This is a genomic window from Muriicola jejuensis (assembly GCF_010671595.1).
In the GTDB taxonomy this organism is placed as follows: domain Bacteria; phylum Bacteroidota; class Bacteroidia; order Flavobacteriales; family Flavobacteriaceae; genus Muriicola; species Muriicola jejuensis.
Map to the genome: position 1 here is coordinate 458,969 of NZ_JAABOP010000001.1, position 22,156 is coordinate 481,124.

The window sequence follows — 22,156 nt, forward strand, 5'->3', positions numbered from 1 at the left end:
TTTTTCTTTTTTTTGTCTTTGGATTATCCTCCGAAATCGTCGAATCGGATGTTCTCATCCGGGATCCCAAAGTCCTCTCCCATTTTCTGGACCGCCTTGTTCATCAGGGGCGGGCCACAGAAATAGAGTTCGATATCCTCGGGAGAATCATGCTTGCTGAGATAGTTATCTATCACACAATTGTGAATAAAGCCCACAAAGCCGTCCCCCGGACTGTCCAGATCCGCCTTCACTTTCCAGTTGTCCTCCTCCAGGGGCTCTGAAAGGGCCATGTAGAATTTGAAGTTCGGAAATTCCTTTTCCAGCCTTTTGAAATGGTCTATGTAGAAAAGCTCTCTCTTGGATCGACCTCCATACCAGTAGGTGACCTTTCGATTCGTTTTCAGGGTCTTGAAGAGGTGGTAGAGGTGGGACCTCATCGGTGCCATACCAGCCCCTCCGCCCACATACAGCATTTCCGCATCGGACTCGTTGATAAAGAATTCCCCGTAAGGCCCGGAAATAGTAACCTTGTCTCCCTTCTTCTGGGCGAAGATGTAAGAGGAGGCCACTCCCGGGTTTACATCCATCCAGCCATTCTTGGAACGGTCCCATGGTGGGGTTGCGATACGGACATTGAGCATGATCTCCCTGCCTTCTGCAGGGTAAGAAGCCATGGAATAGGCCCTTTCCACCACTTCCGAATTTTTCATCACCAGGGGCCAGAGGTTGAACTTGTCCCACTCGGTCTTGAATTTATCCGGGGTTTCGTGCTCTTCCGGGTGTGCCGTGATATCTATGTCGGCGTATTTGATCTCACAGGGTGGAATCTCGATCTGTATATACCCCCCGGCCTTGTAGTTCATATCCTCGGGGATCTCCACTACAAATTCCTTAATAAAGGAGGCCACGTTGTAATTTCGTACGACCGTACCTTCCCATTTCTTGATCCCGAAGACCTCTTCCGGGATAGTGATGTTCATATCCTGTTTCACCTTTACCTGACAGGCCAGCCTGGCACCTTCGTTGAGCTCCTTTTTCGAAAAATGAGGAGTTTCTGTTGGCAGGGCCTCTCCTCCTCCGGAAAGCACATGGCACTCACACTGAATGCATGTACCTCCCCCACCGCAGGCAGATGGAAGGAAGATTTTCTGGTTCCCAAGGGTGGAGAGGAGAGAGTTCCCGGAGGCCACCTCTATCTTTTTCTCCCCGTTGATGGTGATGGTCACCGGGCCCGAGGGCGATAATTTTTCCTTGGTAAAGAGCAGCAGTGCGACCAGCATTAAAAGCAGGACCATAAAGGCAATTACCGTGATCAGGATGGTACCAAGAGTACTTGTAGCTAAAAACATGCTTATTCTTTTTCTATAGCGTTATAGGAAACAGTTGTTTGTTCTGTCTCCTCTTCCAAATTCATTTTTTCTTCTTCGGCCTTCTTCTGTACCGCGGTCTCTTCGGGTACAGGAGCGGCTTCGTCGCCCCCTGTGAGCATCCCTCCGAAACTCATAAAACCAATCGCCATGAGTCCGGTGATGATAAATGTGATCCCAAGTCCCCTCAGCGGAGGTGGCACATTAGAATACCGGATCTTCTCCCGTATCGCAGCAATGGCGAGGATGGCCAGGAACCAGCCTATTCCAGAGCTAAGGCCGTAATTAAAAGCGAGACCCAGGGAAGGGATCTCCCGTGCCTGCATGAACAGGGAACCTCCCAGGATCGCACAGTTCACGGCGATCAGGGGGAGGAAGATACCCAGGGAGTTGTACAGGGCGGGGGAAAACTTCTCAACAACGATCTCCACGAGCTGAACCATGGTAGCAATCGTGGCGATAAACAGGATAAAGGACAGGAAACTCAGGTTGTAGTCTGCGTATTCCGGTCCGAGCCAGGACAGGGCACCATCCCTCAGGAGATATTGATCCAAAAGCCAGTTCAGGGGAACCGTTACGGCCAGTACAAAGATGACCGCTGCTCCCAGACCTACTGCCGTAGACACCTTTTTGGAAACCGCCAGGTAGGAACACATCCCCAGAAAGGTGGCGAAGACCATGTTGTCTATGAAAATCGACTTAAAAAATAATTCTGTATGTTCTAACATAATACCGTTGTATAGGATGTATTAATTTTCTTCTATCAGTGCAGGGTTGCGCGAACGTTGAAACCAGATCAGGATACCCACCACGATGAGCGCCATGGGTGACAACAGCATAAACCCGTTGTTCTCGTATCCCATAGCGTACAGCCCGGTCTTTTCGATCGGATTTCCGAGAACCGGGAAGCCCAATAGAGTGCCCGATCCCAGCAGTTCCCTGAAAAAGCCTACAATGATCAGGATGACCCCGTATCCTGCGGCATTACCAATCCCGTCAAGGAAGGATCGCCAAACGCCGTTTCCGAGGGCGAAGGCTTCAAACCGGCCCATAATGATACAGTTGGTGATGATCAGACCCACGAAAACTGCCAGAGTCTTGCTCAATTCGTAGGCAAATGCCTTCAGAACCTGGTCAACTATGATCACAAGCGTTGCGACAACGACCAGTTGCACGATGATCCTGATCTTGGAAGGGATCATATTCCGCATCAAGGAGATCACGACATTCCCCAGGCCCAGTACAAAGAGTACGGAAAGGGCCATCACTATAGAGGCTTTCAATTCTGCGGTGATCGCCAGGGCAGAACATATACCGAGAACCTGAATGGTGATCGGGTTGTTGTCCGCCAGGGGGTCTAAAATCAGTTTGGAATCTTTTCTAGAAAGTAATGCCATCTTATCCTTGATTTCTTAATGATTCAAAATAATCCTTGTACAGGTTCACGGTTTTGGAGATCATAGCCGAGACCCCATTACCAGTAATAGTGGCACCCGCCAGTGCGTCTACCTCATTGTCATCCTTGATCTCATTCACAGGATCGTTATTGCCCTTTACAACTTTGATCCCGGCGTAGTTAGATCCGTTAAGGATAGTCTCACCGGTAAAGTCGTCCATAAAGTAACGCTGCTTAATGTTGGCACCCAGACCCGGGGTTTCGGCCTTGTGGTCAAAATACACACCCTGGACCACCATATCCTTATCCAGCGCCATAAAGCCCCAGATGGCATCCCACAGGCCTTTGCCATACATGGGTACTATATAAAAAGTCTCTCCATCCTTTTGCCCGACAAAGACGGGAAGTTTGGGTGTAGCCCCTTCCTTCATCTTGTCGAGTTCCTTTTTGATGTCTATCATATACGCCTGGTCGTCCTTGGTGATCTTGTCTCCTTCGATGACCAACTGTTCAGTGATATAGGTGGAGAACTCCCGTTCTACAACCTCAGTGGGAACGAAATTAACGCTTCCCTCATCCTCGTTCTGGTTTACGCCCATGGCGTACAGGATGTTCTGCTGTTTTTCGAAACGTTCGTTCTCTTTGATCTTCGCACTGAGTGCCGATGCGAGATAGGCAAGGACACTTCCCACGACAACAACCATCAAACAGGCGAAGAGAACTGTATAAATATTGCTTTCTTTATTCATCTGCTATATCGTTTCAACTTTGAGTTTAGCTTCTTCTGCATCCTTTGGCAGGATCACAGCATTCTTGAATCGCTTCATTCGCCTCTTGACGTTGGCCTGTACCACGTAATGGTCAATGGTAGGCGCGAAGACGTTCATCAACAGTATCGCGAGGAATACTCCCTCCGGATAAGCCGGGTTGAATACCCGTATCATCACGGAGATAAACCCGATGAGGAAGCCATAGATCCATTTACCCCTATTGGTCTGGGACCCCGTCACAGGGTCCGTGGCCATATAGACAATCCCAAATGCGAGCCCTCCGACGATCAGGTGCTTCCAGAAATCAAAGCTCATAAGGCCGTAGAATTTGCTGGATTCAGTGATCCAGCCTGCATCCACCACCCCGTTAAAGATCAGACCCATGGCCAGGGCACCTGCAACGGCGCTCACCATGATCCTCCAGCTGGCGATCTTGGAAAAGATCAGGAAGAGTCCGCCCAAAAGGATCAGAAAGGTCGATGTCTCCCCTACGGAGCCGGGAATAAACCCGAAGAACATATCGGAAACCGTATATGAGAATTCGTTTTGACTGTTCTGTGCGAGATACCCCAGGATGGTCTCCCCAGATATGGCATCGGGAGTGCCCGCCCTTTCCATGCCCTGGTAGACCCATACCTTGTCACCACTCATCCAGGTTGGATAAGCGAAGAACAGGAAAGCCCTGATGGTGAGAGCCGGGTTCAGGATATTCATCCCGGTTCCACCGAAGACCTCTTTACCAATGATCACCCCGAATACAACGGCAACAGCCAGCATCCACAGGGGAGTATCAATAGGCACGATCAGCGGTACGAGCATCCCAGTGACAAGATACCCTTCTTCCACTTCATGTCCTTTGATCACTGCGAAGATGAATTCCACCAGAAGTCCAACCCCATAGGAAACCACCACAAGCGGCAAGACTTTTATGATCCCGATCCAGAAGTTGTCCCAGGTAAGAAAATCATTCCAGACCGAGAAGTTTTCAGGGAACCCGTTAACGGCACTATAATACTGATACCCGGCATTGAACATGGAGAACAACAAGACGGGTATCAAAGCGATGATGACCGTGTTCATAGTTCTTTTCAGATCGTCCGCCGCACGTATGTGTCCCCCGGAATGGGTGGTCTCGTCTGGAGTGAACAAAAAGGTATGGAAGGCATTGAAGGCCGGAGCTAACTTTTTGCCTCTGAGTTGGTGCTTGATGATATGCAACCTTTTCTTAAACGTCAATCTCTTGTTACTCATATTCTTTATCCTATTTCTTTATGTAATAAATCCAATCCTTCTCTAATGATCTGCTGGTGCGGTTGTTTGGAAATACAAATGAATTCGGTCAGTGAAAAATCCTCGGGAATGACCTCGTAAAGCCCCAATTGTTCCATTTCATCCAGGTCTTTGACCATACAGGCCTTGAGCAACTGCAGGGGGTAGATGTCCATGGGGAACACCTCCTCGTACATGCCGGTGACCACGAAAGCGCGGTGCTCTCCATTGGTATTGGTGGTGAGGTCGTATTTTTTATTGGGCTGTAACCAGGAGAAAGTCAGCGCCCTGGTAGTGGAGATCTTGTCAAAGACGGGCTTGTTCCATCCGAAGAACTCGTAGTCGTCCCCTTCAGGGATAGCAGTAACGGTGGTGTTATAAAAACCAAGGTAACCGTCCGGCCGCGTTTTGGAGCCCGTAAGAACATCCCCGTTGATCACGCGGAAGTGTTTGTCGTTTACCCCGCTGGCGTAGAGGAAAGTGGACACTTCTGCCCCTATTTTGGTCTTGTAATACTGAGGTTTCTTGATGGAAGATCCGGCCAGGGCCACAAGGCGTTCGGCATTAAACCTGCCTGTCAGCAGGGCCTCCCCTATGATGACGAGGTCTGCTGCACCCACGGTCCAGACCCTTTCGCCTTTGTTGATTGGGTCAATCTTATTGATCTGAGTCCCTACAAGGCCCGCTGGGTGTGGACCAGAGACTTTGTGCAATTCTATTCCCTCCATTTTGGAAAAGACAGAAGCTCCCTTATCCCGTACGGAAACGTGAACCGGTCCTGGTGTAAGTTTACCCAGGGCGGTCAGGGCAGCCTGCAATTCCTTTTCTTTCCCTGCCAGGACATATTCGATGTCGGCCGCAAGAGGAGCCGTATTGAACCCGGATATGAAAATGGCCTTGGGGGTCACGCCCGGGTCAGCGATAAGGTCATAAGGCCTTTGCTTGATAAAGGGCCAGCAACCCGATTTAAGCAGGTACTGCTTCAGATCAGCTACGGAGATCTTCGCCAGATCAGGCACCTTATGAGTGACGTATTCCTGGTTTTTATCAGCGAGTATCCTGAGGGTAAGGATCCTTCTGCGGGCACCCCTTTCGATCTCGACGAGCTCACCGCTCACTGGGGAAACGAATATCATGGATTCCACCTTTTTATTGAAAAACAAAGGTTCTCCAGCCTTTACCTCGGCACCCTCCTTCAAAATCATTTTAGGTGTGAGGCCGTGGAAATCAGAAAGATTGATAGCATGTACGTTGCTGAGGGCGGCTTTGGAAGTCGTAGGCTCCGCTGCACCTACCAGGTTGATATTTAACCCCTTTTTAATTCGAATGTCTTTGGACATGAAATAGAACCCTTTTACTGTTATGGAAAAATGTGCCCAAAAATACCACTAAATAGAAAGTTTTCATAATTATTGCCTATAAATTTGGGCATTATAACGAAGTGAATTCCATGGGCATGGTTTTTGTTTACCTTTGGTTCACATTTAACCCTTTTATGCGTTTAAATCTTAAACATTTCTTTCTCTGCTGCTTTGTTTTCCAAGGGTTTGCTCAGGTACAAATGGAAGTAAATCCACCGGAGAATATCAAGTCCGTCATCTTCATCGGGCCCACGGAGGATCAATTTCCTGTAGTACAATTGGGGGAGGAGATCTATCTGGAGTTCGATGATCTGCTGGCGGTGGAACAGGACTATTACTATTCCATCATTCACTGTGATTACGACTGGACTCCTTCCGACCTGCTAAAATCACAATACCTCACCGGCATCGATAACCAGCGGATCATCAATTACGAGAACAGCTACAATACCCTTCAGCCTTATTCCAACTACCAGCTTCGTATCCCTAATGAGAATGTCAGGCTCAAGGTCAGCGGCAACTATGTCCTGGAGGTATACAACAGTTCCTACGAGCTGCAGTTCTCCAGGCGATTCGTGGTCTACCAGAACCTCGTCCGCGTGGGGGCTCAGGTGAGGCGTTCCAGGGATTTCAATTTCCTCAACGAGAGACAATCCGTCCAATTCACCATCAACTCTGCCGGTTTTCCCTGGGTAAACCCCAAAAGGGAGATCAGGGTGGCCATCCTGCAAAACTACCAGTGGACCACTATGTTACAGGACATTTCACCCCAGTACGTCCTGGGCAATGATCTGGTATACCGCTACGATCAGGAAACGAGTTTTGAGGGGGGGAACGAATACCTCAACTTCGACACCAGCGATCTCAGGGCACCCACTGCAGCCATTTCCAGGATCGAATTCGAAGACCTGTACCAGCATTTCCTCTTTCCGGACGTCTACAGGTTCGACAGGGAATATACCTATTTTCCGGATATCAATGGAGATTTCACTATCCGAACCCTTCAGGGGACCGACCCGTCCCGGGAGGCAGAGTACACCCAGGTCCATTTTGCCCTGCCCTACACGGAGCGCATCGGCCTGGACGAGGTGTACATCTACGGAAAGTACAACAATTACTCCCTGGAAGAAAGCAACAGGATGACGTACAATAACACGAATGGGTATCTGGAGTCCACCCTTCTGCTCAAGCAGGGGTTTTACAATTATACCTACGCCCTCAAAAAACCTGACGGCAGTGTGGATATCAGTACAGTGGGCGGAAATTTCCACTTTACCGAGAATAACTACCTCATCCTGGTCTATTACCGGAATTTCGGTGATCTCTATGACGGGATCATAGGAATAGGAACGGCCAATTCCCGGTCCATCAGCAACTGATCCACTTAGGTTGGCCAGAGAAATCCTCCTGTACACCGAAAAAATGAGGTGATTTCTTCTCGGAACAGCCTAAATCATTATCTTTCGAGACACAAATTTTCCCGGAGCGGAGAGTTCTAGTAGGATTAATACCTTTTTTGAAAGTGCAATTGTTTTATTTCGAACTAAACGCAAGAGATTTGTCTAAGTGGAGATAAGAACTTTAAAGCTTAAGAATACGTGAAGATGATTACGCAGGTCACCAAGGGGATTAGGATTTCAGTTGCCACGAGTTTTGAAGGCACTTTCTTCAAGAATTACAAAACGCATTTCGCCTTCGGGTACACGATAACCATCGAGAATCAGAGCAAGCACTCTGTTCAACTCACTTCACGCCACTGGCAGATCTACGACGCCCTTAACGAGATGGAGGTCCTTGACGGGGAAGGGGTCATCGGGAAGAAACCCGTGATCAAACCCGGGCAGTCTCATACCTATAGTTCAGGATGCCTGCTTTCCTCACCGATAGGCTCCATGAAAGGGTACTACAACATGGTCAATTTCTCCACTACGGAGAAGTTCAGGGTCTTCGTGCCCAGTTTTAAATTCAGCGCGCCCTTCGCCCTGAATTAGTCTGGGAAACTCCCCTCCTTTTCGTACCTTTGCACCGTTTAAATTAAATCTGTCAGATCATGGGTAAAGGTTTTTTCCAGGTTCCAGTCGCGTATAATGAACCGATACTAAGTTATGCTCCGGGGACCCCGGAAAGAGAGGCTGTTATCAAGCAGTACAAGGCGTATTACAATGGGAATGAGGACATTCCCCTTTATATTGGTTCTCAGGAGGTAAGGACGGGAAACACCCGGCCACTCTCCCCTCCCCACGACCATAAACACAAGGTAGGTCAGTACCATCTCGCCGAAAAAAAGCACGTGACTGACGCCATCAATTCAGCTTTAAACGCCAGGAAAGCATGGGCAAACCTGAGCTGGGAACAGAGGGCTGCCATCTTCCTAAAGGCAGCTGAACTGGTCTCAGGTCCTTACCGGGCGAGGATCAATGCGGCAACCATGATCGCTCAGTCCAAGACCATTCACCAGGCGGAGATCGATGCGGCCTGTGAGTTCATAGACTTCCTCAGGTTCAACGTAGAATATATGTCGCAAATCTACCAGGAGCAGCCGGAATCCGCAGAAGGGATCTGGAACCGGGTAGAATACCGTCCATTGGAAGGTTTTGTCTATGCCATTACCCCTTTCAATTTCACGGCCATTGCCGGGAACCTTCCCGCCAGTGCCGCCATGATGGGGAATGTCGTGGTGTGGAAACCCAGTGACAGCCAGATCTTCTCAGCCAAGGTGCTGGTCGACGTCTTTAAGGAGGCAGGCCTCCCGGATGGGGTGATCAATGTGGTCTATGGAGACCCGGTGATGATCACAGATCAGGTCCTTAATCACCCTGATTTTTCAGGTCTTCATTTTACGGGATCCACCGATGTTTTCCGAAACCTCTGGACACAAATAGGGAATAATATCCATACTTATAAGACCTATCCCCGTATCGTTGGGGAAACCGGGGGTAAGGACTTTATCCTCGCACATCCCAGTGCCAAACCCCGGCAGGTAGCCACGGCTATTGTCCGCGGTGCCTTTGAGTTCCAGGGGCAAAAGTGCAGTGCTGCATCCAGGGTGTACCTCCCAAAATCCACCGCAAACGAGATCCTGAAGGAAGTAAAAAAGGACATGGAATCCTTTAACCCTCCTGGGTCTCCTGAAGACATGATCAATTTCATCACGGCCGTCATTCACGAAGGGTCTTTTGACAAACTGGCCTCGTACATAGACAGGGCCAAAAAGGATAAGGAGGCTTCGGTTTTTGCCGGAGGAGGGTACGATAAGAGCAAGGGGTACTTCATTGAACCCACGGTAATCCTGACCACGGATCCGCATTATGTGACCATGGAGACCGAATTGTTCGGGCCTGTGGTTACCGTATATATTTATGAGGACAAGGACTGGAAGAGCGTATTGGAACTGGTAGATAAAACCTCCCCTTATGCTCTTACAGGTGCTGTTATGTCTACAGACCGCTATGCCATAGAGGAGGCCACCCGGGCCCTGCAGGATTCGGCGGGTAATTTCTACATCAATGACAAGCCCACAGGGGCCGTCGTAGGGCAGCAACCCTTCGGTGGGGCCAGGGCCTCAGGGACGAACGACAAGGCCGGATCGGCCCAGAACCTTCTTCGGTGGGTCTCTCCCCGCCTGATCAAGGAGACGTTTGTGAGCCCCGAGGATTACAGATATCCCTTCCTGGGATAGACCCAAAACAAGTGTATACCGACCCCTGAGTGGCTATCCCTCAGGGGTTTTTTATTTCAGAACAGGTCGTAGCCTATCGGGAATACTTTTTATGTAAACTTAACGTTAAGTAATTGTAAATTATTTGTAACTTTGAAATCAAATACAAGTGTCATGACATACTCCGATCCCCTATCTAAAACCGAGAAAAGGTCTGCTTCCAAAAACATGGGCTTATACCAGGTCATAAAGAGGTACGCCAAGAAGTGTCGCTATTCCTATCTGTCCCTGCTGAGCTTATAACTGTGCTTTAAATTTCAGGGGCAGGTGCACCACTACCTTAGTTTTGAAGTAGTCTTCTTCAAAATAATCTGACAAGGCACATATCACGGCGTTGTCATATCCTTTTAATTCCTCCGTCAAATCTCCTCCCTTCAGGTACAGTATTCCATTTTTTAGTGGGTGGACAGACTTCTTCCTAATTTTCCCTCTGACCCAGTGCACGAAAGTTGGCATGGCAGCTACCGCCCTGCTGACGATAAAATCATATTGTTCCCGGAGATCCTCTACCCTCATATTCAGGGCGGTCGCATTTTGTAATCCCAGTCCGTCTATCACTTCCTGAACCACTCTGATCTTCTTCCCGATGGAATCGACCAGTGTAAAACTCGTTTCAGGAAACAGTATGGCCAGCGGAATACCCGGAAAGCCCCCTCCTGTACCCACGTCGAGGACACGGGCCCCGGGGAGAAAGGAGATTACCTCAGCAATCCCCAGGGAATGCAATACGTGCCGGAGATACAATTCGTCTATATCCTTTCTGGAGACCACATTGATCTTTTTGTTCCAATCCTTGTAGAGATCCCCTAACTTTTTAAATTGTTCCACTTGCATTTCTGTAAGTTCAGGGAAGTAATGAAGAATCCGTTCTTCGTCCATATACCGGAGTTTAAGGGTTAAAAATACCACAAATCGTCCGACCTGTTTCTGATATTTTATGAATTCCTAGGCATTAAAAAGAATCGCATTGCGTTATCTTTACAACTTTCAATCACAATTATGGAGAAAACGACAATAAGATTTTCGCGAAAGGACTCGGCCAATTTTTTCAGAACACTCAACAAAAGGGTCAATGAATATTTTGAAACCCACAACCTGAAAAAGACCGGGAATTGGAAACTGCACCTGAAGACCGCGGTCATGTTTTCCCTTTTCCTAGCACCGTACTTCCTCATCCTGACCCTCAATCTTCCTAATTGGGCCAACCTGCTGCTGACCATGACCATGGGAGTGGGGATGGCCGGAGTGGGAATGAACGTTATGCACGATGGCAACCACGGCTCCTATTCCACCAAAAAATGGGTGAACAAGCTTATGGGCAGTAGCATTTATATCCTCGCCGGAAATGTCTACAACTGGCAGGTGCAACACAATGTACTGCACCATACCTATACCAATATCCACAACCATGATGAGGATCTGGAGGCGGGCAGGATCCTGCGATTTTCAAAACACGCCAAATGGCACCGTTTCCATAAATTCCAGCATTATTACAGCGTCTTCCTCTACGGCCTGCTCACCTTCAACTGGGCCGTAACGACAGACTTCATGCAGATGTACCGATATACCAAACGAAAGCTATCATATGGTAAATTTCCCAATCCCTTTGTGAACTGGAGCGTTCTCCTGATCACCAAGGCCATTTATATTACCATTTGGATCGTAATCCCCATGATCTTTCTGAGCATCGCATGGTGGAAGATCCTCCTGGGCTTCTTTGTCATGCATTACGTAGCCGGGGTTATCCTGAGTGTGGTATTCCAGCTGGCCCACGTAGTGGATGAGGCAGAAACCCCTCTTCCCGAAAAAGACGGGTCCATGAAGAACACCTGGGCCATTCACCAGCTTTTCACAACCGTTAACTTCGGTACCCGGAACAAGATCGTCAACTGGTTTACAGGCGGACTCAACCATCAGGTAGAGCATCACATCTTTCCCAACATCAGCCACATCCATTACACAAAAATTTCCAAAATTGTGAAAGAAACGGCCCGGGAGTTTAATTTGCCCTACAATGAGTATAAAACTACCAGAAAAGCTATAATTTCGCACTTCAAACACTTGAGGGAACTCGGCAGAAACCCGCAGGTGCAGTATCAATAATCAGATCGATCACAATGAGCAACGCCTTATCCGATAGAATTAAAAAACTGTCTACTTCGGCCACCCTCGCTATGGCCGCCAAGGCCAGGGAACTGAGGAATGAAGGGAAAGATATTATCGGCCTAAGCCTGGGGGAACCCGACTTCAACATACCTGATTTCATCAAGGAAGCCGCAAAACAGGCTATAGACGAAAATTATAGCAGTTATTCTCCTGTTGACGGATATGCAGACCTCAAACAGGCCATCTCGAAAAAGTTCAAGAGAGATAACAACCTGGAGTATGCCCCCAGCCAGATCGTCGTTTCTACCGGGGCCAAACAATCTCTGGCCAACGTGGCCATGGTGATGCTCAACAAGGGGGATGAGGTCATCCTCCCGGCCCCCTACTGGGTGAGCTACAGTGACATCGTGCAACTGGCCGAAGGTACACCTGTTGAGGTACCCACTACCATTGAGACCGATTTCAAAATGACGCCCTCCCAACTCAGGGCAGCCATCACCCCTAAAACCAAAATGCTCTGGTTCAGTTCTCCCTGCAACCCAAGTGGTTCCGTCTACAGCGAAGAAGAACTTATGGGCCTGGCCGAGGTACTGAGGGAATACCCGGATATCTTTGTCGTCTCTGACGAGATCTACGAACATATAAACTTCAGGGGAAAGCACGCCAGTATCGCCTGCATCGACGGGATGTACGAGAGGACGATCACCGTGAACGGCGTATCCAAGGCTTTTGCCATGACCGGTTGGAGGATAGGGTACATTGGCGCGGCCGACTGGATCGCCAAGGCCTGTACAAAATATCAGGGGCAGATCACGAGCGGGGCTAATGCCATCGGGCAACGGGCGACCATTGCGGCCCTGGAAGCACCGGTGAGCAGCATCCAATACATGATCGACAAATTCAGGGAGCGAAGAGACCTTATCCTTTCCCTCCTGGGAACGATCGAAGGCTTTAAGCTCAATGTCCCGGAAGGCGCCTTCTATGTCTTCCCGGACATCTCAGACTATTTCGGAAAGGAGCTGAAAGGCAACAAGATCAACAACGCCTCTGACTTCGCTATGTATCTTCTGGAACACGCCAACGTGGCCACCGTGACCGGTGAGGCTTTTGGCAATCCGGATTGCATCCGCATATCCTATGCCGCTTCCGAGGCCGAGATACGGGAAGCCGTTGCCAGGATCAAAAAGGCGCTGTAGTACCCCTTAGGTCCTTTTCCAGAAATAGGGCGTCATCAGGATAAGTACAGTAAAGAGTTCAAGCCTTCCCGCCAGCATCAGGAAGCCACACCACCATTTCCCAAGGGCAGGCAGGCTGTTGAAATTGTTCAGCGGACTCAAACTGCCAAAGGCGGGTCCTACATTCCCCAGTGAAGAAGCGGCGCCCCCGATGGACGATTCAAAATCGAGTCCTAAAAAACCGAGAACCAGTGCGCCTATCACAAAAAGGAGCATGTAGAGCACGAAGAATCCGATCACGTTATAGACCACGTGTTCCGTGACCGTCTTATTATTGAACCTTACGGGGATCACGGCGTTGGGATGGAGGGTTCTCTTAAACTCCAGCAAGCCGTTCTTGATAATGAGGATATGCCTCATGATCTTGATCCCCCCGGCCGTCGATCCCGCCGATCCCCCAGCGAACATCAGCCCGAAGAAGAAAACGGTGATAAAAGGCGTCCAGGCGGTAAAGTCGGCCGACACAAACCCTGTGGTCGTCACCACTGCTACCACCTGGAAAAGAGCGTGCCTGAAAGCACTCTCTGCCTGGCCTAACACTTTTGGATGGTAATCCGATACCGGCACATTTGCCTTAAAGTAGATTACCAAAGCTACAACGGCCACAATAAGCAGGGTAAATGCGAAATAATATTTGAATTCTTCATCCCTCAAAACCTTCTGCACCTTTCCCTTAAAGGCAAAATAGCTCAACACGAAGTTGCTCCCTGCCAGGAACATAAAAGCAATGACGATATACTGTATCAATGGCTGATCATTCCAGTAGGCCAGGCTGGAGTTCTTTGTAGAAAATCCCCCTGTGGACAAGGTGGCCAGGGAATGGTTGATAGCGTCAAAAAAAGACATCCCAGCCACTTTGAGCAGGATGGTCTCGGCGACGGTATATCCAAAATAGATCAGCCAGAGTCGTTTTGCGGTATCGGTGATCCTTGGGTGCAACTTGTCTGCACTGGGCCCGGGTGCCTCCGCTGCAAAAAGCTGCATCCCCCCTATCCCCAGTAACGGCAAGATAGCTATGGCCAGGACGATGATCCCCATTCCGCCTATCCAATGGGTGAGACTGCGCCAGAAGAGGATCCCCTCGGGGAGAACCTCGATGTCGTCAATAATGGAGGCCCCCGTGGTGGTATACCCGGACATGGTCTCGAAAAATGCGTTGGTTACATCCGGGATAGCCCCGGAGAATATGTAAGGCAGAACGCCGGAAGCCGCCATGATGATCCAGCCAAAGGTGACGATGATATATCCCTCCTTCCGTGAGACCTCCTTGTCGTGACCCCGTGTGAGGAACATGGCCATTACACCTATCATCATGGTTACGATGGAGGCCAGGGTGATATCCAGGGTAACTCCGTCCTCATAGATACCGCTGACCACAGCGGCCAGCAGCATAAAGCCCCCATTGCAAAGCAGCAGAAGGCCCATGAGGTGAATTATGATTTTGGCGTTAAACCCCATCTTACAGGAATAAGCGTTCGATCTTTTGTATGGCCTGGGGCAGGCAACAAACCACCACCCGGTCTCCGGCGGAGATCTTAAAATCCCCGAGGGCGACCATCCCTTTGCCTTCCCGTATAACTCCTCCAATGATCGCATTTCTTGGGAAGTCGAGATCACGGATTACCTGTCCGTCCATTTTGGAATCGGATTTGACGACAAATTCCAGGATCTCGGCGTTGAGGTTGTTCAACCGCGTCAGTGCCACTACCTCTCCTTTCCGGATATACCTGAAGATGTTGTTGGCCGCAAGGAGTTTCTTGTTGATAAGGGTATCGATACCAATGGACTGGGAGAGTTGGAAATAGTCCATATTCTCTACCAGGGCGATGGTCTTCTTGATATGTTTTGATTTGGCCACCAGGCAGGACATGATGTTGGTCTCTGAATTTCCCGTTACTGCGATAAAGGCATCCATGGATTCGAGGCTTTCCTCTTCCAGCAACTCCACATTACGGCCATCCCCGTTGATGACGAGGGCATTGGGGAGAATATCGGCCAGGTCGAAGGCCTTTTCCTTGTTCTTTTCAATGAGTTTTACATTGAACTTCCTGGCACAAAGGTCCCGTGCTGCCTTAAAGCCTACCTTGCTGCCTCCCAGGATCATTACATTCTTCAGGGATTCCTTCTTCTTCCCCGTGAGCTTGTACAATTCGTCAACCCCTTTTTTGTCCGTGATAAAGTACACCTGATCATCGGCCTTGAACACGGTATCCCCCCTGGGGATCAGGGTGTACTGTGTTCCCCTCCTCTGCATGGCGATGGGCATGAAATGGAGTTCAGGGAAGATGGATGCCGCCTCTTTTACCGACTTTCCAACAAAAGGAGCGCTTTTGGGAAGGGATACCCCCACCATGATCAGAGCGCCATTCTCAAATTCATAGGTGTCGTGGAAGGCCGACTGATTGAGCAGTAACTGTATCTCCGAGGCCGCGAGTTCCTCTGGCGAAATCAATTCATCGATCCCGAGTTCCGGAAAATTGATCTTTTCGCGGTAATCGAGAAATTCAGTATTGGAGATCCGCGCGATCGTCCTTTTGCACCCCAGTTGTTTGGCCAGCATACAGAGGGTCAGATTGGTGGTTTCCGAGGAGGTGACCCCGATCACCAGGTCCGAATTCTCAACACGGGCATCCTGCAATACCGAAAGGGAAGTAGCGTCCCCTCTCAAAACCCTTATATCCAAATGGTTGTCTGCGTAGATCAGACTTTCTTTATTGGTGTCTATCAGGGTGATGTCCTGTGATTCGTAAGAGAGTAATTTAGCCAAATGAAAGCCTACTTCGCCTGCACCGGCGATGATAATCTTCATGAGCAAATAAGGTCTTTAATCATATTGTACAGACCGTCTTGGAAGTTCAATCCCGATCTAATTTCCACGGCACTTACCAAAGGAAGAGTTGCATGGACCGCGAAGCAAAATTACACAATTTTATTTCATCCCTGCTTATCCGTGCGCATAGTTTTGTGAAGTGAGGTCTCCACCGATCGCACACTCAGAACCACGGCTTTGTGTTATCTTTGCGCAAAATCAGAGCTATGTCGAGGAATGTGACTCCATACAAGGATACCGAAAGGGGAAAGAAAGAACAGGTGACCACCATGTTTGACGCCATTTCGGGGGAATACGACGGGCTCAACCGGGTGATCTCCTTCGGGATCGATGTGAAGTGGCGGAAGAGGGTCGTGCAAATCCTCAAGGATAAATCTCCCGAGACCATCCTGGATATCGCAACAGGTACGGGGGATCTGGCCATCAACCTGGTGGCCACCGGTGCAAGGAGGATCGTTGGCCTCGACATTTCCAGGGGAATGCTGGAAGTGGGAAAGAAAAAGGTACTTCAAAAACAGTTGGAGGATCGGGTGGAAATGCTGGTGGGAGACAGCGAGGACCTGCAGTTTGAGGATGACAGCTTCGATGCCGTGACCGTCGCTTTTGGGGTCCGGAATTTCGAGAACCTCAACAAAGGGCTTAGCGAGATCCATAGGGTTCTGAGGCCCGGTGGAACCCTGGTGGTCCTGGAGACCTCGGTTCCCACTAAAACCCCGTACAAACAGGGCTATAGCCTCTACACCAAGTATATGCTCCCTACCATAGGCAAGATTTTCTCCAAGGACCGCTCCGCATATCGTTATCTGAGCGAATCGGCTTCGGTATTCCCTCATGGGCAAGCCTTCAACAATATTTTGAAGGAAATCGGGTTTATAGGTATGGAGAACAGGCCGCAAACCTTTGGCGTGGCCTCCATCTATATCGCCACCAAGTAGTTTATGAGACGATCCTTCCTTCTGCTGATCCTGATCCTTTTTGTTCACGGAACGAAGCTTTCTGCACAGTTCAATGAAAAGCCCATCCTCAATCTGGAGAACGAAGACAAAAGGCTGCTGAACTGGGGGTACTTTCTGGGTTTTAACCAGTACGATTTCAAATTTGAGTACAGGAACGACCTGCAGGATATTCTGGTGAATAAATCGGTCGGATTTAATGTCGGACTGATCGGGGAGTTACGGTTGCACGAACACTTCGATCTTCGCTTTGAACCCGGGCTTTATTACGGAACCCGCACCCTGGGTTTCCCTGGGTTTTCTCAGGAGAACGATGCGATCCGGGAGGTAAAGTCGACCTACATCAACTTCCCCCTCCTTTTGAAGGCCAGTACCAAACGGATAGGGAACTGGAAACCCTTTCTCGTGGGAGGTGTATCGGCCTCACTTAACCTCGGCAGCAATGAAGCCAGCCTGGATGACAATAGCAGCGGGACTTTTAGGATGAAAAAACAGGTTTATAATTACGAACTCGGTTTCGGGATCGATTTCTATACGGAATATTTTAAGTTTTCCCCCTCCATCAGGGGGGTATTTGCCATTACGGACGAACTGGTGCCGGACAACGACCCCTCCAGCCCATGGACGGGAAACATCGATGCACTTCGCACCAGGGGAGTTTTTGTGAATTTTACCTTCGAATAGATCAGTTCCCGGGATTCCTTCTCAATTCACTCAGCAGGATGGCAGTGGCCGTGGCTACGTTCAGGCTCTCTGCGGAGACTCTGCCAAACTGGGGGATACTCACTTTTTTATGGATGTGGTCCCCCACTTCCCCTGAGATACCGTGAGCCTCGTTTCCCATGACCAGAACACCGGAATCCGGCCATCGGACACCATAGGCGCTCTCCCCATTCATAAAGGCCCCATACACGGGTTTTTTTGAATTCGACAGGAATTCTGACAGAGGAGTATAGAACAGGTTGACCCTGGCGATGGAGCCCATAGTGGCCTGCAGGACCTTGGGGTTGTAACAATCCACCGTATCCTCTGAACAGACCAGGTTAGGAATACCGAACCAATCGCATAAACGGATGATGGTACCCAGGTTTCCGGGGTCCTGTACGCTGTCCAGGGCCAGGATCCAGCCCTCCCCGATAAAAGGGGATGATTCGGGAATCGGGAACACTGCCAGCACCTTGTTGGGAGATCGGAGTCCGCTCATCCTGATGAGATCTGCCTCCTTCACTACCTCAAAGGGAGGGACATTTTCGGGAAGGATCTCTGGGTCGGTCGTATAGAGAAACCTGGGGGAATAACCAGACAGCAGAAGTTCGTTCACCAGCTTTACACCCTCGGCTACAAAGAGGCCGCTGGCCTTGCGGTGCTTTTTTTGCTGCAGGCTCCTGATATACTTTATTTGACTTTTTCCAACCATCCAAATAATGTATTTTTGATTCCTATGAATTCCTCCTTTCCTCTTAAGGGCCGCGGTGCTAAAATAGGTATCTTCCTGCTTATCGCGTGGCTTTCTTCATGTAATACTTTGAAACGGGTAGGGGAAAATGAGCTGCTGCTCACAAAAAATGCGATATATACAGACGGGGAAAGGGTGCTCGATGAAGATGCCAGGAGCCTCATCGTGCAGGAGCCCAATACGCGTGTCCTGGGTTATCCCTTGCGCCTGAATCTCTATAACCTGGCAAAAAAGGATCCGGATTCCACCTTTCAGGCCTGGCTTAACCGCAAACCCGGCAGGGAGGAACGGCTGGCCAAGCTGCTTTCCAACAAGCAGGTGGACGCCCTGGGGGAGTCTTTTCTGGTCAAAGGATACAGCGAATGGCTGAAAAAGATCGGAGAGGCACCGGTGATTATCGACACCTCCAGGTCGAGAAAAACCCTCCAGCGACTCAAGACCTATTACGACAGTAAAGGGTACTTCAACAACTCCACCACCTTTGAGATCAAAGAGGAAAAACGAAAACAGAGGGCTGGGATAGACTACCTCATATCCCTGGGAAAACCCTATTTTATCGATTCACTAACCTACAGCATCGCCTCCCCGGCCATAGATTCCATCTACAGGAAAAACACTGCAAGATCCTTTATCCTCGAGGGCAAGCAATTTGATTTTGCCGACTTCAACAGCGAAAGGCAGCGACTTACCGAACTCTTCAGGAATTCGGGCGTCTATAACTTCCAGGAGAGCTCCATTACCTACAATATTCTGCGGGATACGGCCGAAACAAGGGACGACCAGCAAATGACCGTGGAACTCAACATTGAGAACCTGCGTAAGCGGGGGGATTCTGCCATTACCACTTCGGAGTATAAGGTCTTCTCCTTTGACAGGATCAATGTTTTTGCAGACTATGAATTTGGTGATGACCCGGGGTCCATGCAGTCTACGGAATACAGAAATTACACGATCTACTTCAAGGATAAACTGCGTTATAAGCCCAAAGCCCTGACCGACGCCATTTTCTTTAAAAAAGACAGCCTATACAGGGACCTCGACAGGCTGCGGACCTACAGGCAGATCACCAACCTCAACACTTTTAAGTATCCCAACATCCAGATCCTGGAGGACAGTACCCAGTCCAAACTGATCTCCAATATTTTCCTGACGGCGAGGTCCAAGTATTCCCTCGGTCTGAACCTGGATGTGACCCATTCCAACATCCAAAGACTGGGGATAGGATTCAGTACCTCCCTGATCACGAGAAATGTCTTCGGGGGTGCTGAGACCCTCAGCCTTTCGGCCCGGGGTACCTTCGGGCTGCTCAGTGACACTTCCCTCCCTGAGGATTTCTTTTCGGAGGTAGGGGCAGATATCAACCTTACTTTCCCCAGGATCTGGTTCCCTTTGCCCACGGAAAAGGTCATCCCATATTACATGCTGCCCCAGACGAGGATCTCTGCAGGTACGAGCTTCCAGAAGAACATAGGTCTTGATAAACAGACCCTCAACAGTATTCTGGGGTATACCTGGACACCAGACCTCTTCAGGAAAAATACCCTGGAACTTCTGAATATCCTCTACGTGCGCAACGTAAACCCTGACCGATTCTTCAATGTGTATGGCAGCAGTTTCAGACAACTCGATAACATTGCGAACAATTATGAGGACGATCCTGCCCTGGCCGACTTTTTTGAGCCCACGGATGACCCCGATGACCTCAGGCTCATCATCCCTGAAGGGACAACGGGTTTCACCGAGGCTGTAATCGACGGTATGGTAAATACCACAAGGGAAGATTTCATAGATGTAAGCCGGATCGAGGAAAGGAGGGACCGTCTAACAGAGAACAACCTGATCTTTTCCAGCAACTACACCTTTACGAAAAATAATAAGAGCGGGATCAACGACAACAGCTTTTACCAGTTCCGCCTCAAATTGGAAAGTGCTGGAAACCTGCTTTCAGGCTTGTCTTACCTGGTTCCTTTCAACCAGAATGACAATGACAACCTCCTGGTCTTTGGTGTACCCTATTCGCAATATATAAAGACGGAATTCGACTTTATCAAGCACTGGGACCTCAGCAGATCGAACGTCCTGGCCTTCCGCAGTTTTGTCGGAATTGCCGTGCCCTATGGGAACTCTGAGAGTGTACCTTTCGTCAGTAGTTACTTCGCAGGGGGATCCAATGACAACAGGGCCTGGTTCCCTTATTCCCTGGGACCCGGACGGTCTAGTGACATTAATGACTTCAACGAGGCCAACCTGAAGCTCTCCTTCAACCTGGAATACCGTTTCCCGGTGGTTGGAAATTTCAAGGGAGCCCTCTTCGCGGATGCGGGGAATATCTGGAACGTATGGGATAACGTGGACGACCCGAACAAAACGTTTAACGGCTTCGATTCCCTTGCGGATATCGCCCTTGGGACAGGCTTAGGGCTGAGGTACGATTTCACCTATTTTGTCTTTCGGGTGGATGCAGGTTTTAAGACCTATAATCCTGCAGAAGCACCCTCAAAAAGATGGTTCAGAGAGTACAATTTCGGCAATGCGGTTATACAAATAGGGATCAATTATCCCTTCTAGACCTAATTATTTTATTACTTTTGCCCGTGTACCAAAACCAAATAATCAAAGAAAAAACATGGCTCATAATATAAAACCAGGGGTTGCTACGGGAGATGACGTACAGAAGATTTTTGCCTATGCTAAGGAAAAAGGCTTTGCACTTCCCGCCGTTAACGTCACTGGCTCCAACACCATCAATGCCGTTCTGGAAACCGCTGCGGCCCTCAGATCGCCGGTCATCATCCAATTTTCCAACGGGGGTTCTCAGTTCAATGCAGGAAAAGGTTTGTCCAATGAAGGGCAGCAATCAGCCATCAAAGGGGCGGTCGCCGGGGCGAAGCATATTCATGAACTGGCAGAGGCCTACGGGGCCACTGTCATCTTACATACTGATCACTGCGCTAAAAATTTACTTCCATGGATAGACGGCCTTCTCGATGCCAGTGAAGCGCATTTCAAAGCTACCGGTAAGTCCCTCTTCAGTTCCCATATGATCGACCTCTCGGAGGAACCCTTAGAAGAGAACATCGCCATCTGCAAGGAGTATCTGAGCAGGATGAAAAAAATGGATATGACCCTGGAGATCGAACTCGGGATCACCGGGGGAGAAGAAGACGGAGTGGACAATTCCGATGTGGATGATTCCAAACTGTATACACAGCCCGAAGAGGTGGCTTATGCCTATGAGGAACTCTCCAAGGTGAGCCACAGGTTCACTATTGCGGCCGCCTTTGGGAATGTCCACGGGGTCTACAAGCCCGGCAATGTAAAACTGACTCCCAAGATCCTGAGGAATTCTCAGGAATATATCTCTAAAAAGTACCAGGTAGGGCACAACCATATCGACTTTGTATTCCACGGAGGATCGGGATCTACCGTCGAGGAGATAAGGGAAGCGATAGGGTACGGGGTCATCAAGATGAATATAGATACAGACCTTCAGTACGCTTTTATGGAAGGTATTCGGGATTACTTTAAGGCCAAAGGGCCATACCTGCAATCCCAGATCGGGAATCCTGATGGGGACGATCAACCGAATAAAAAATTCTACGATCCCCGGGTCTGGCTACGGGAAGGAGAAAAGACCTTCGTGGCCAGATTGAAAAAAGCTTTTGAGGACCTCAACAATGTGAATACCCTCTAGGCAATTTCTCCCATTTAAA

General features: G+C 49.3%; 19 protein-coding genes. 9 read left to right on the forward strand and 10 right to left on the reverse strand.

All coding sequences use genetic code 11. The features are described from left to right. Nucleotides 1-23 precede the first annotated feature (23 nt). From nqrF to GWK09_RS02140, 6 genes are read right to left on the reverse strand one after another with little or no spacing between them, the layout of a single operon-like run. The gene (gene nqrF, locus GWK09_RS02115) at nucleotides 24-1,331 is read right to left on the reverse strand and encodes an NADH:ubiquinone reductase (Na(+)-transporting) subunit F (protein ID WP_163691358.1); all 1,308 of its coding nucleotides are present in this window, start codon (nucleotides 1,329-1,331) and stop codon (nucleotides 24-26) included. 2 nt (nucleotides 1,332-1,333) lie between these two features. Further along, entirely contained in the window at nucleotides 1,334-2,077 is a 744-nt protein-coding gene (nqrE, locus tag GWK09_RS02120) for an NADH:ubiquinone reductase (Na(+)-transporting) subunit E (RefSeq protein WP_163691359.1), read from the reverse strand. A gap of 21 nt (nucleotides 2,078-2,098) precedes the next feature. Beyond that, nucleotides 2,099-2,746 (reverse strand): NADH:ubiquinone reductase (Na(+)-transporting) subunit D, encoded by a 648-nt coding sequence (locus tag GWK09_RS02125; protein ID WP_163691360.1) that lies wholly within the window; start codon nucleotides 2,744-2,746, stop codon nucleotides 2,099-2,101. Nucleotide 2,747: 1 nt separating this feature from the next. Next, nucleotides 2,748-3,494, reverse strand: coding sequence for a Na(+)-translocating NADH-quinone reductase subunit C (locus tag GWK09_RS02130; protein ID WP_163691361.1), 747 nt, complete (start codon nucleotides 3,492-3,494; stop codon nucleotides 2,748-2,750). A 3-nt stretch (nucleotides 3,495-3,497) separates the two neighbouring features. After that, nucleotides 3,498-4,766 carry an NADH:ubiquinone reductase (Na(+)-transporting) subunit B gene (locus GWK09_RS02135; RefSeq protein WP_163691362.1) on the reverse strand — a complete coding sequence of 423 codons (1,269 nt, stop codon included), beginning with the start codon at nucleotides 4,764-4,766 and terminating at the stop codon, nucleotides 3,498-3,500. 5 nt (nucleotides 4,767-4,771) lie between these two features. Further along, nucleotides 4,772-6,124: a Na(+)-translocating NADH-quinone reductase subunit A gene (locus GWK09_RS02140; RefSeq protein WP_163691363.1), complete on the reverse strand. Its 1,353-nt coding sequence runs from the start codon at nucleotides 6,122-6,124 to the stop codon at nucleotides 4,772-4,774. A 155-nt stretch (nucleotides 6,125-6,279) separates the two neighbouring features. Between GWK09_RS02140 and GWK09_RS02145 the strand changes: the two genes are divergently transcribed. From GWK09_RS02145 to pruA, 3 genes are all read left to right on the forward strand, one after another. Further along, nucleotides 6,280-7,524, forward strand: coding sequence for a type IX secretion system plug protein (locus GWK09_RS02145; RefSeq protein WP_455429703.1), 1,245 nt, complete (start codon nucleotides 6,280-6,282; stop codon nucleotides 7,522-7,524). Nucleotides 7,525-7,749: 225 nt separating this feature from the next. Next, nucleotides 7,750-8,136 (forward strand): Co2+/Mg2+ efflux protein ApaG, encoded by a 387-nt coding sequence (gene apaG, locus GWK09_RS02150; protein WP_163692482.1) that lies wholly within the window; start codon nucleotides 7,750-7,752, stop codon nucleotides 8,134-8,136. A gap of 59 nt (nucleotides 8,137-8,195) precedes the next feature. Then, nucleotides 8,196-9,824, forward strand: coding sequence for an L-glutamate gamma-semialdehyde dehydrogenase (gene pruA, locus GWK09_RS02155; protein ID WP_163691365.1), 1,629 nt, complete (start codon nucleotides 8,196-8,198; stop codon nucleotides 9,822-9,824). A 276-nt stretch (nucleotides 9,825-10,100) separates the two neighbouring features. On the opposite strand, the gene rsmG is transcribed toward pruA, so the two are convergent. Further along, entirely contained in the window at nucleotides 10,101-10,742 is a 642-nt protein-coding gene (gene rsmG / locus GWK09_RS02160) for a 16S rRNA (guanine(527)-N(7))-methyltransferase RsmG (RefSeq protein ID WP_163691366.1), read from the reverse strand. Between the two features lie 120 nt (nucleotides 10,743-10,862). Here rsmG and GWK09_RS02165 point away from each other — a divergent pair, with 120 nt between their 5' ends. Then, nucleotides 10,863-11,966, forward strand: a complete 1,104-nt coding sequence (locus tag GWK09_RS02165; RefSeq protein WP_163691367.1) for a fatty acid desaturase family protein — start codon at nucleotides 10,863-10,865, stop codon at nucleotides 11,964-11,966. 14 nt (nucleotides 11,967-11,980) lie between these two features. Then, complete coding sequence (locus GWK09_RS02170; RefSeq protein WP_163691368.1) at nucleotides 11,981-13,165, forward strand: pyridoxal phosphate-dependent aminotransferase; 1,185 nt, start codon at nucleotides 11,981-11,983, stop codon at nucleotides 13,163-13,165. 6 nt (nucleotides 13,166-13,171) lie between these two features. Here the strand turns inward: GWK09_RS02170 and GWK09_RS02175 are convergent, their stop codons facing one another. Together GWK09_RS02175 and trkA are read right to left on the reverse strand one after the other, a co-directional pair. Further along, nucleotides 13,172-14,662 carry a TrkH family potassium uptake protein gene (locus GWK09_RS02175; RefSeq protein WP_163691369.1) on the reverse strand — a complete coding sequence of 497 codons (1,491 nt, stop codon included), beginning with the start codon at nucleotides 14,660-14,662 and terminating at the stop codon, nucleotides 13,172-13,174. A 1-nt stretch (nucleotide 14,663) separates the two neighbouring features. Continuing rightward, nucleotides 14,664-16,013 carry a Trk system potassium transporter TrkA gene (gene trkA / locus GWK09_RS02180; RefSeq protein WP_163691370.1) on the reverse strand — a complete coding sequence of 450 codons (1,350 nt, stop codon included), beginning with the start codon at nucleotides 16,011-16,013 and terminating at the stop codon, nucleotides 14,664-14,666. 227 nt (nucleotides 16,014-16,240) lie between these two features. Between trkA and ubiE the strand changes: the two genes are divergently transcribed. Next, complete coding sequence (gene ubiE, locus GWK09_RS02185; protein ID WP_163691371.1) at nucleotides 16,241-16,969, forward strand: bifunctional demethylmenaquinone methyltransferase/2-methoxy-6-polyprenyl-1,4-benzoquinol methylase UbiE; 729 nt, start codon at nucleotides 16,241-16,243, stop codon at nucleotides 16,967-16,969. Nucleotides 16,970-16,972: 3 nt separating this feature from the next. Then, nucleotides 16,973-17,671, forward strand: a complete 699-nt coding sequence (gene porT / locus GWK09_RS02190) for a type IX secretion/gliding motility protein PorT/SprT (RefSeq protein WP_163691372.1) — start codon at nucleotides 16,973-16,975, stop codon at nucleotides 17,669-17,671. Between the two features lies 1 nt (nucleotide 17,672). Here porT and GWK09_RS02195 read toward each other — a convergent pair whose 3' ends face one another. Continuing rightward, on the reverse strand, nucleotides 17,673-18,404 hold the full coding sequence (locus GWK09_RS02195) for a TrmH family RNA methyltransferase (RefSeq protein WP_163691373.1): 732 nt from the start codon (nucleotides 18,402-18,404) through the stop codon (nucleotides 17,673-17,675). Between the two features lie 24 nt (nucleotides 18,405-18,428). Between GWK09_RS02195 and tamL the strand changes: the two genes are divergently transcribed. Both tamL and fbaA read left to right on the forward strand, forming a co-directional pair. Beyond that, complete coding sequence (tamL, locus tag GWK09_RS02200; RefSeq protein WP_163691374.1) at nucleotides 18,429-21,011, forward strand: translocation and assembly module lipoprotein TamL; 2,583 nt, start codon at nucleotides 18,429-18,431, stop codon at nucleotides 21,009-21,011. A gap of 58 nt (nucleotides 21,012-21,069) precedes the next feature. Next, a complete protein-coding gene (gene fbaA / locus GWK09_RS02205) occupies nucleotides 21,070-22,137 on the forward strand; it encodes a class II fructose-bisphosphate aldolase (RefSeq protein ID WP_163691375.1) in 1,068 nt (355 codons plus the stop codon). The last annotated feature ends 19 nt before the right edge of the window (nucleotides 22,138-22,156 follow it).

Excerpts from the sequence above, each read along its gene's own strand:
- nqrF (WP_163691358.1), bottom strand. The coding sequence starts at position 1,331 with ATGTTTTTAGCTACAAGTACTCTTGGTACCATCCTGATCACGGTAATT.
- nqrE (WP_163691359.1), bottom strand. The coding sequence starts at position 2,077 with ATGTTAGAACATACAGAATTATTTTTTAAGTCGATTTTCATAGACAAC.
- GWK09_RS02125 (WP_163691360.1), bottom strand. The coding sequence starts at position 2,746 with ATGGCATTACTTTCTAGAAAAGATTCCAAACTGATTTTAGACCCCCTG.
- GWK09_RS02130 (WP_163691361.1), bottom strand. The coding sequence starts at position 3,494 with ATGAATAAAGAAAGCAATATTTATACAGTTCTCTTCGCCTGTTTGATG.
- GWK09_RS02135 (WP_163691362.1), bottom strand. The coding sequence starts at position 4,766 with ATGAGTAACAAGAGATTGACGTTTAAGAAAAGGTTGCATATCATCAAG.
- GWK09_RS02140 (WP_163691363.1), bottom strand. The coding sequence starts at position 6,124 with ATGTCCAAAGACATTCGAATTAAAAAGGGGTTAAATATCAACCTGGTA.
- GWK09_RS02145 (WP_455429703.1), top strand. The coding sequence starts at position 6,280 with ATGCGTTTAAATCTTAAACATTTCTTTCTCTGCTGCTTTGTTTTCCAA.
- apaG (WP_163692482.1), top strand. The coding sequence starts at position 7,750 with ATGATTACGCAGGTCACCAAGGGGATTAGGATTTCAGTTGCCACGAGT.
- pruA (WP_163691365.1), top strand. The coding sequence starts at position 8,196 with ATGGGTAAAGGTTTTTTCCAGGTTCCAGTCGCGTATAATGAACCGATA.
- rsmG (WP_163691366.1), bottom strand. The coding sequence starts at position 10,742 with ATGGACGAAGAACGGATTCTTCATTACTTCCCTGAACTTACAGAAATG.
- GWK09_RS02165 (WP_163691367.1), top strand. The coding sequence starts at position 10,863 with ATGGAGAAAACGACAATAAGATTTTCGCGAAAGGACTCGGCCAATTTT.
- GWK09_RS02170 (WP_163691368.1), top strand. The coding sequence starts at position 11,981 with ATGAGCAACGCCTTATCCGATAGAATTAAAAAACTGTCTACTTCGGCC.
- GWK09_RS02175 (WP_163691369.1), bottom strand. The coding sequence starts at position 14,662 with ATGGGGTTTAACGCCAAAATCATAATTCACCTCATGGGCCTTCTGCTG.
- trkA (WP_163691370.1), bottom strand. The coding sequence starts at position 16,013 with ATGAAGATTATCATCGCCGGTGCAGGCGAAGTAGGCTTTCATTTGGCT.
- ubiE (WP_163691371.1), top strand. The coding sequence starts at position 16,241 with ATGTCGAGGAATGTGACTCCATACAAGGATACCGAAAGGGGAAAGAAA.
- porT (WP_163691372.1), top strand. The coding sequence starts at position 16,973 with ATGAGACGATCCTTCCTTCTGCTGATCCTGATCCTTTTTGTTCACGGA.
- GWK09_RS02195 (WP_163691373.1), bottom strand. The coding sequence starts at position 18,404 with ATGGTTGGAAAAAGTCAAATAAAGTATATCAGGAGCCTGCAGCAAAAA.
- tamL (WP_163691374.1), top strand. The coding sequence starts at position 18,429 with ATGAATTCCTCCTTTCCTCTTAAGGGCCGCGGTGCTAAAATAGGTATC.
- fbaA (WP_163691375.1), top strand. The coding sequence starts at position 21,070 with ATGGCTCATAATATAAAACCAGGGGTTGCTACGGGAGATGACGTACAG.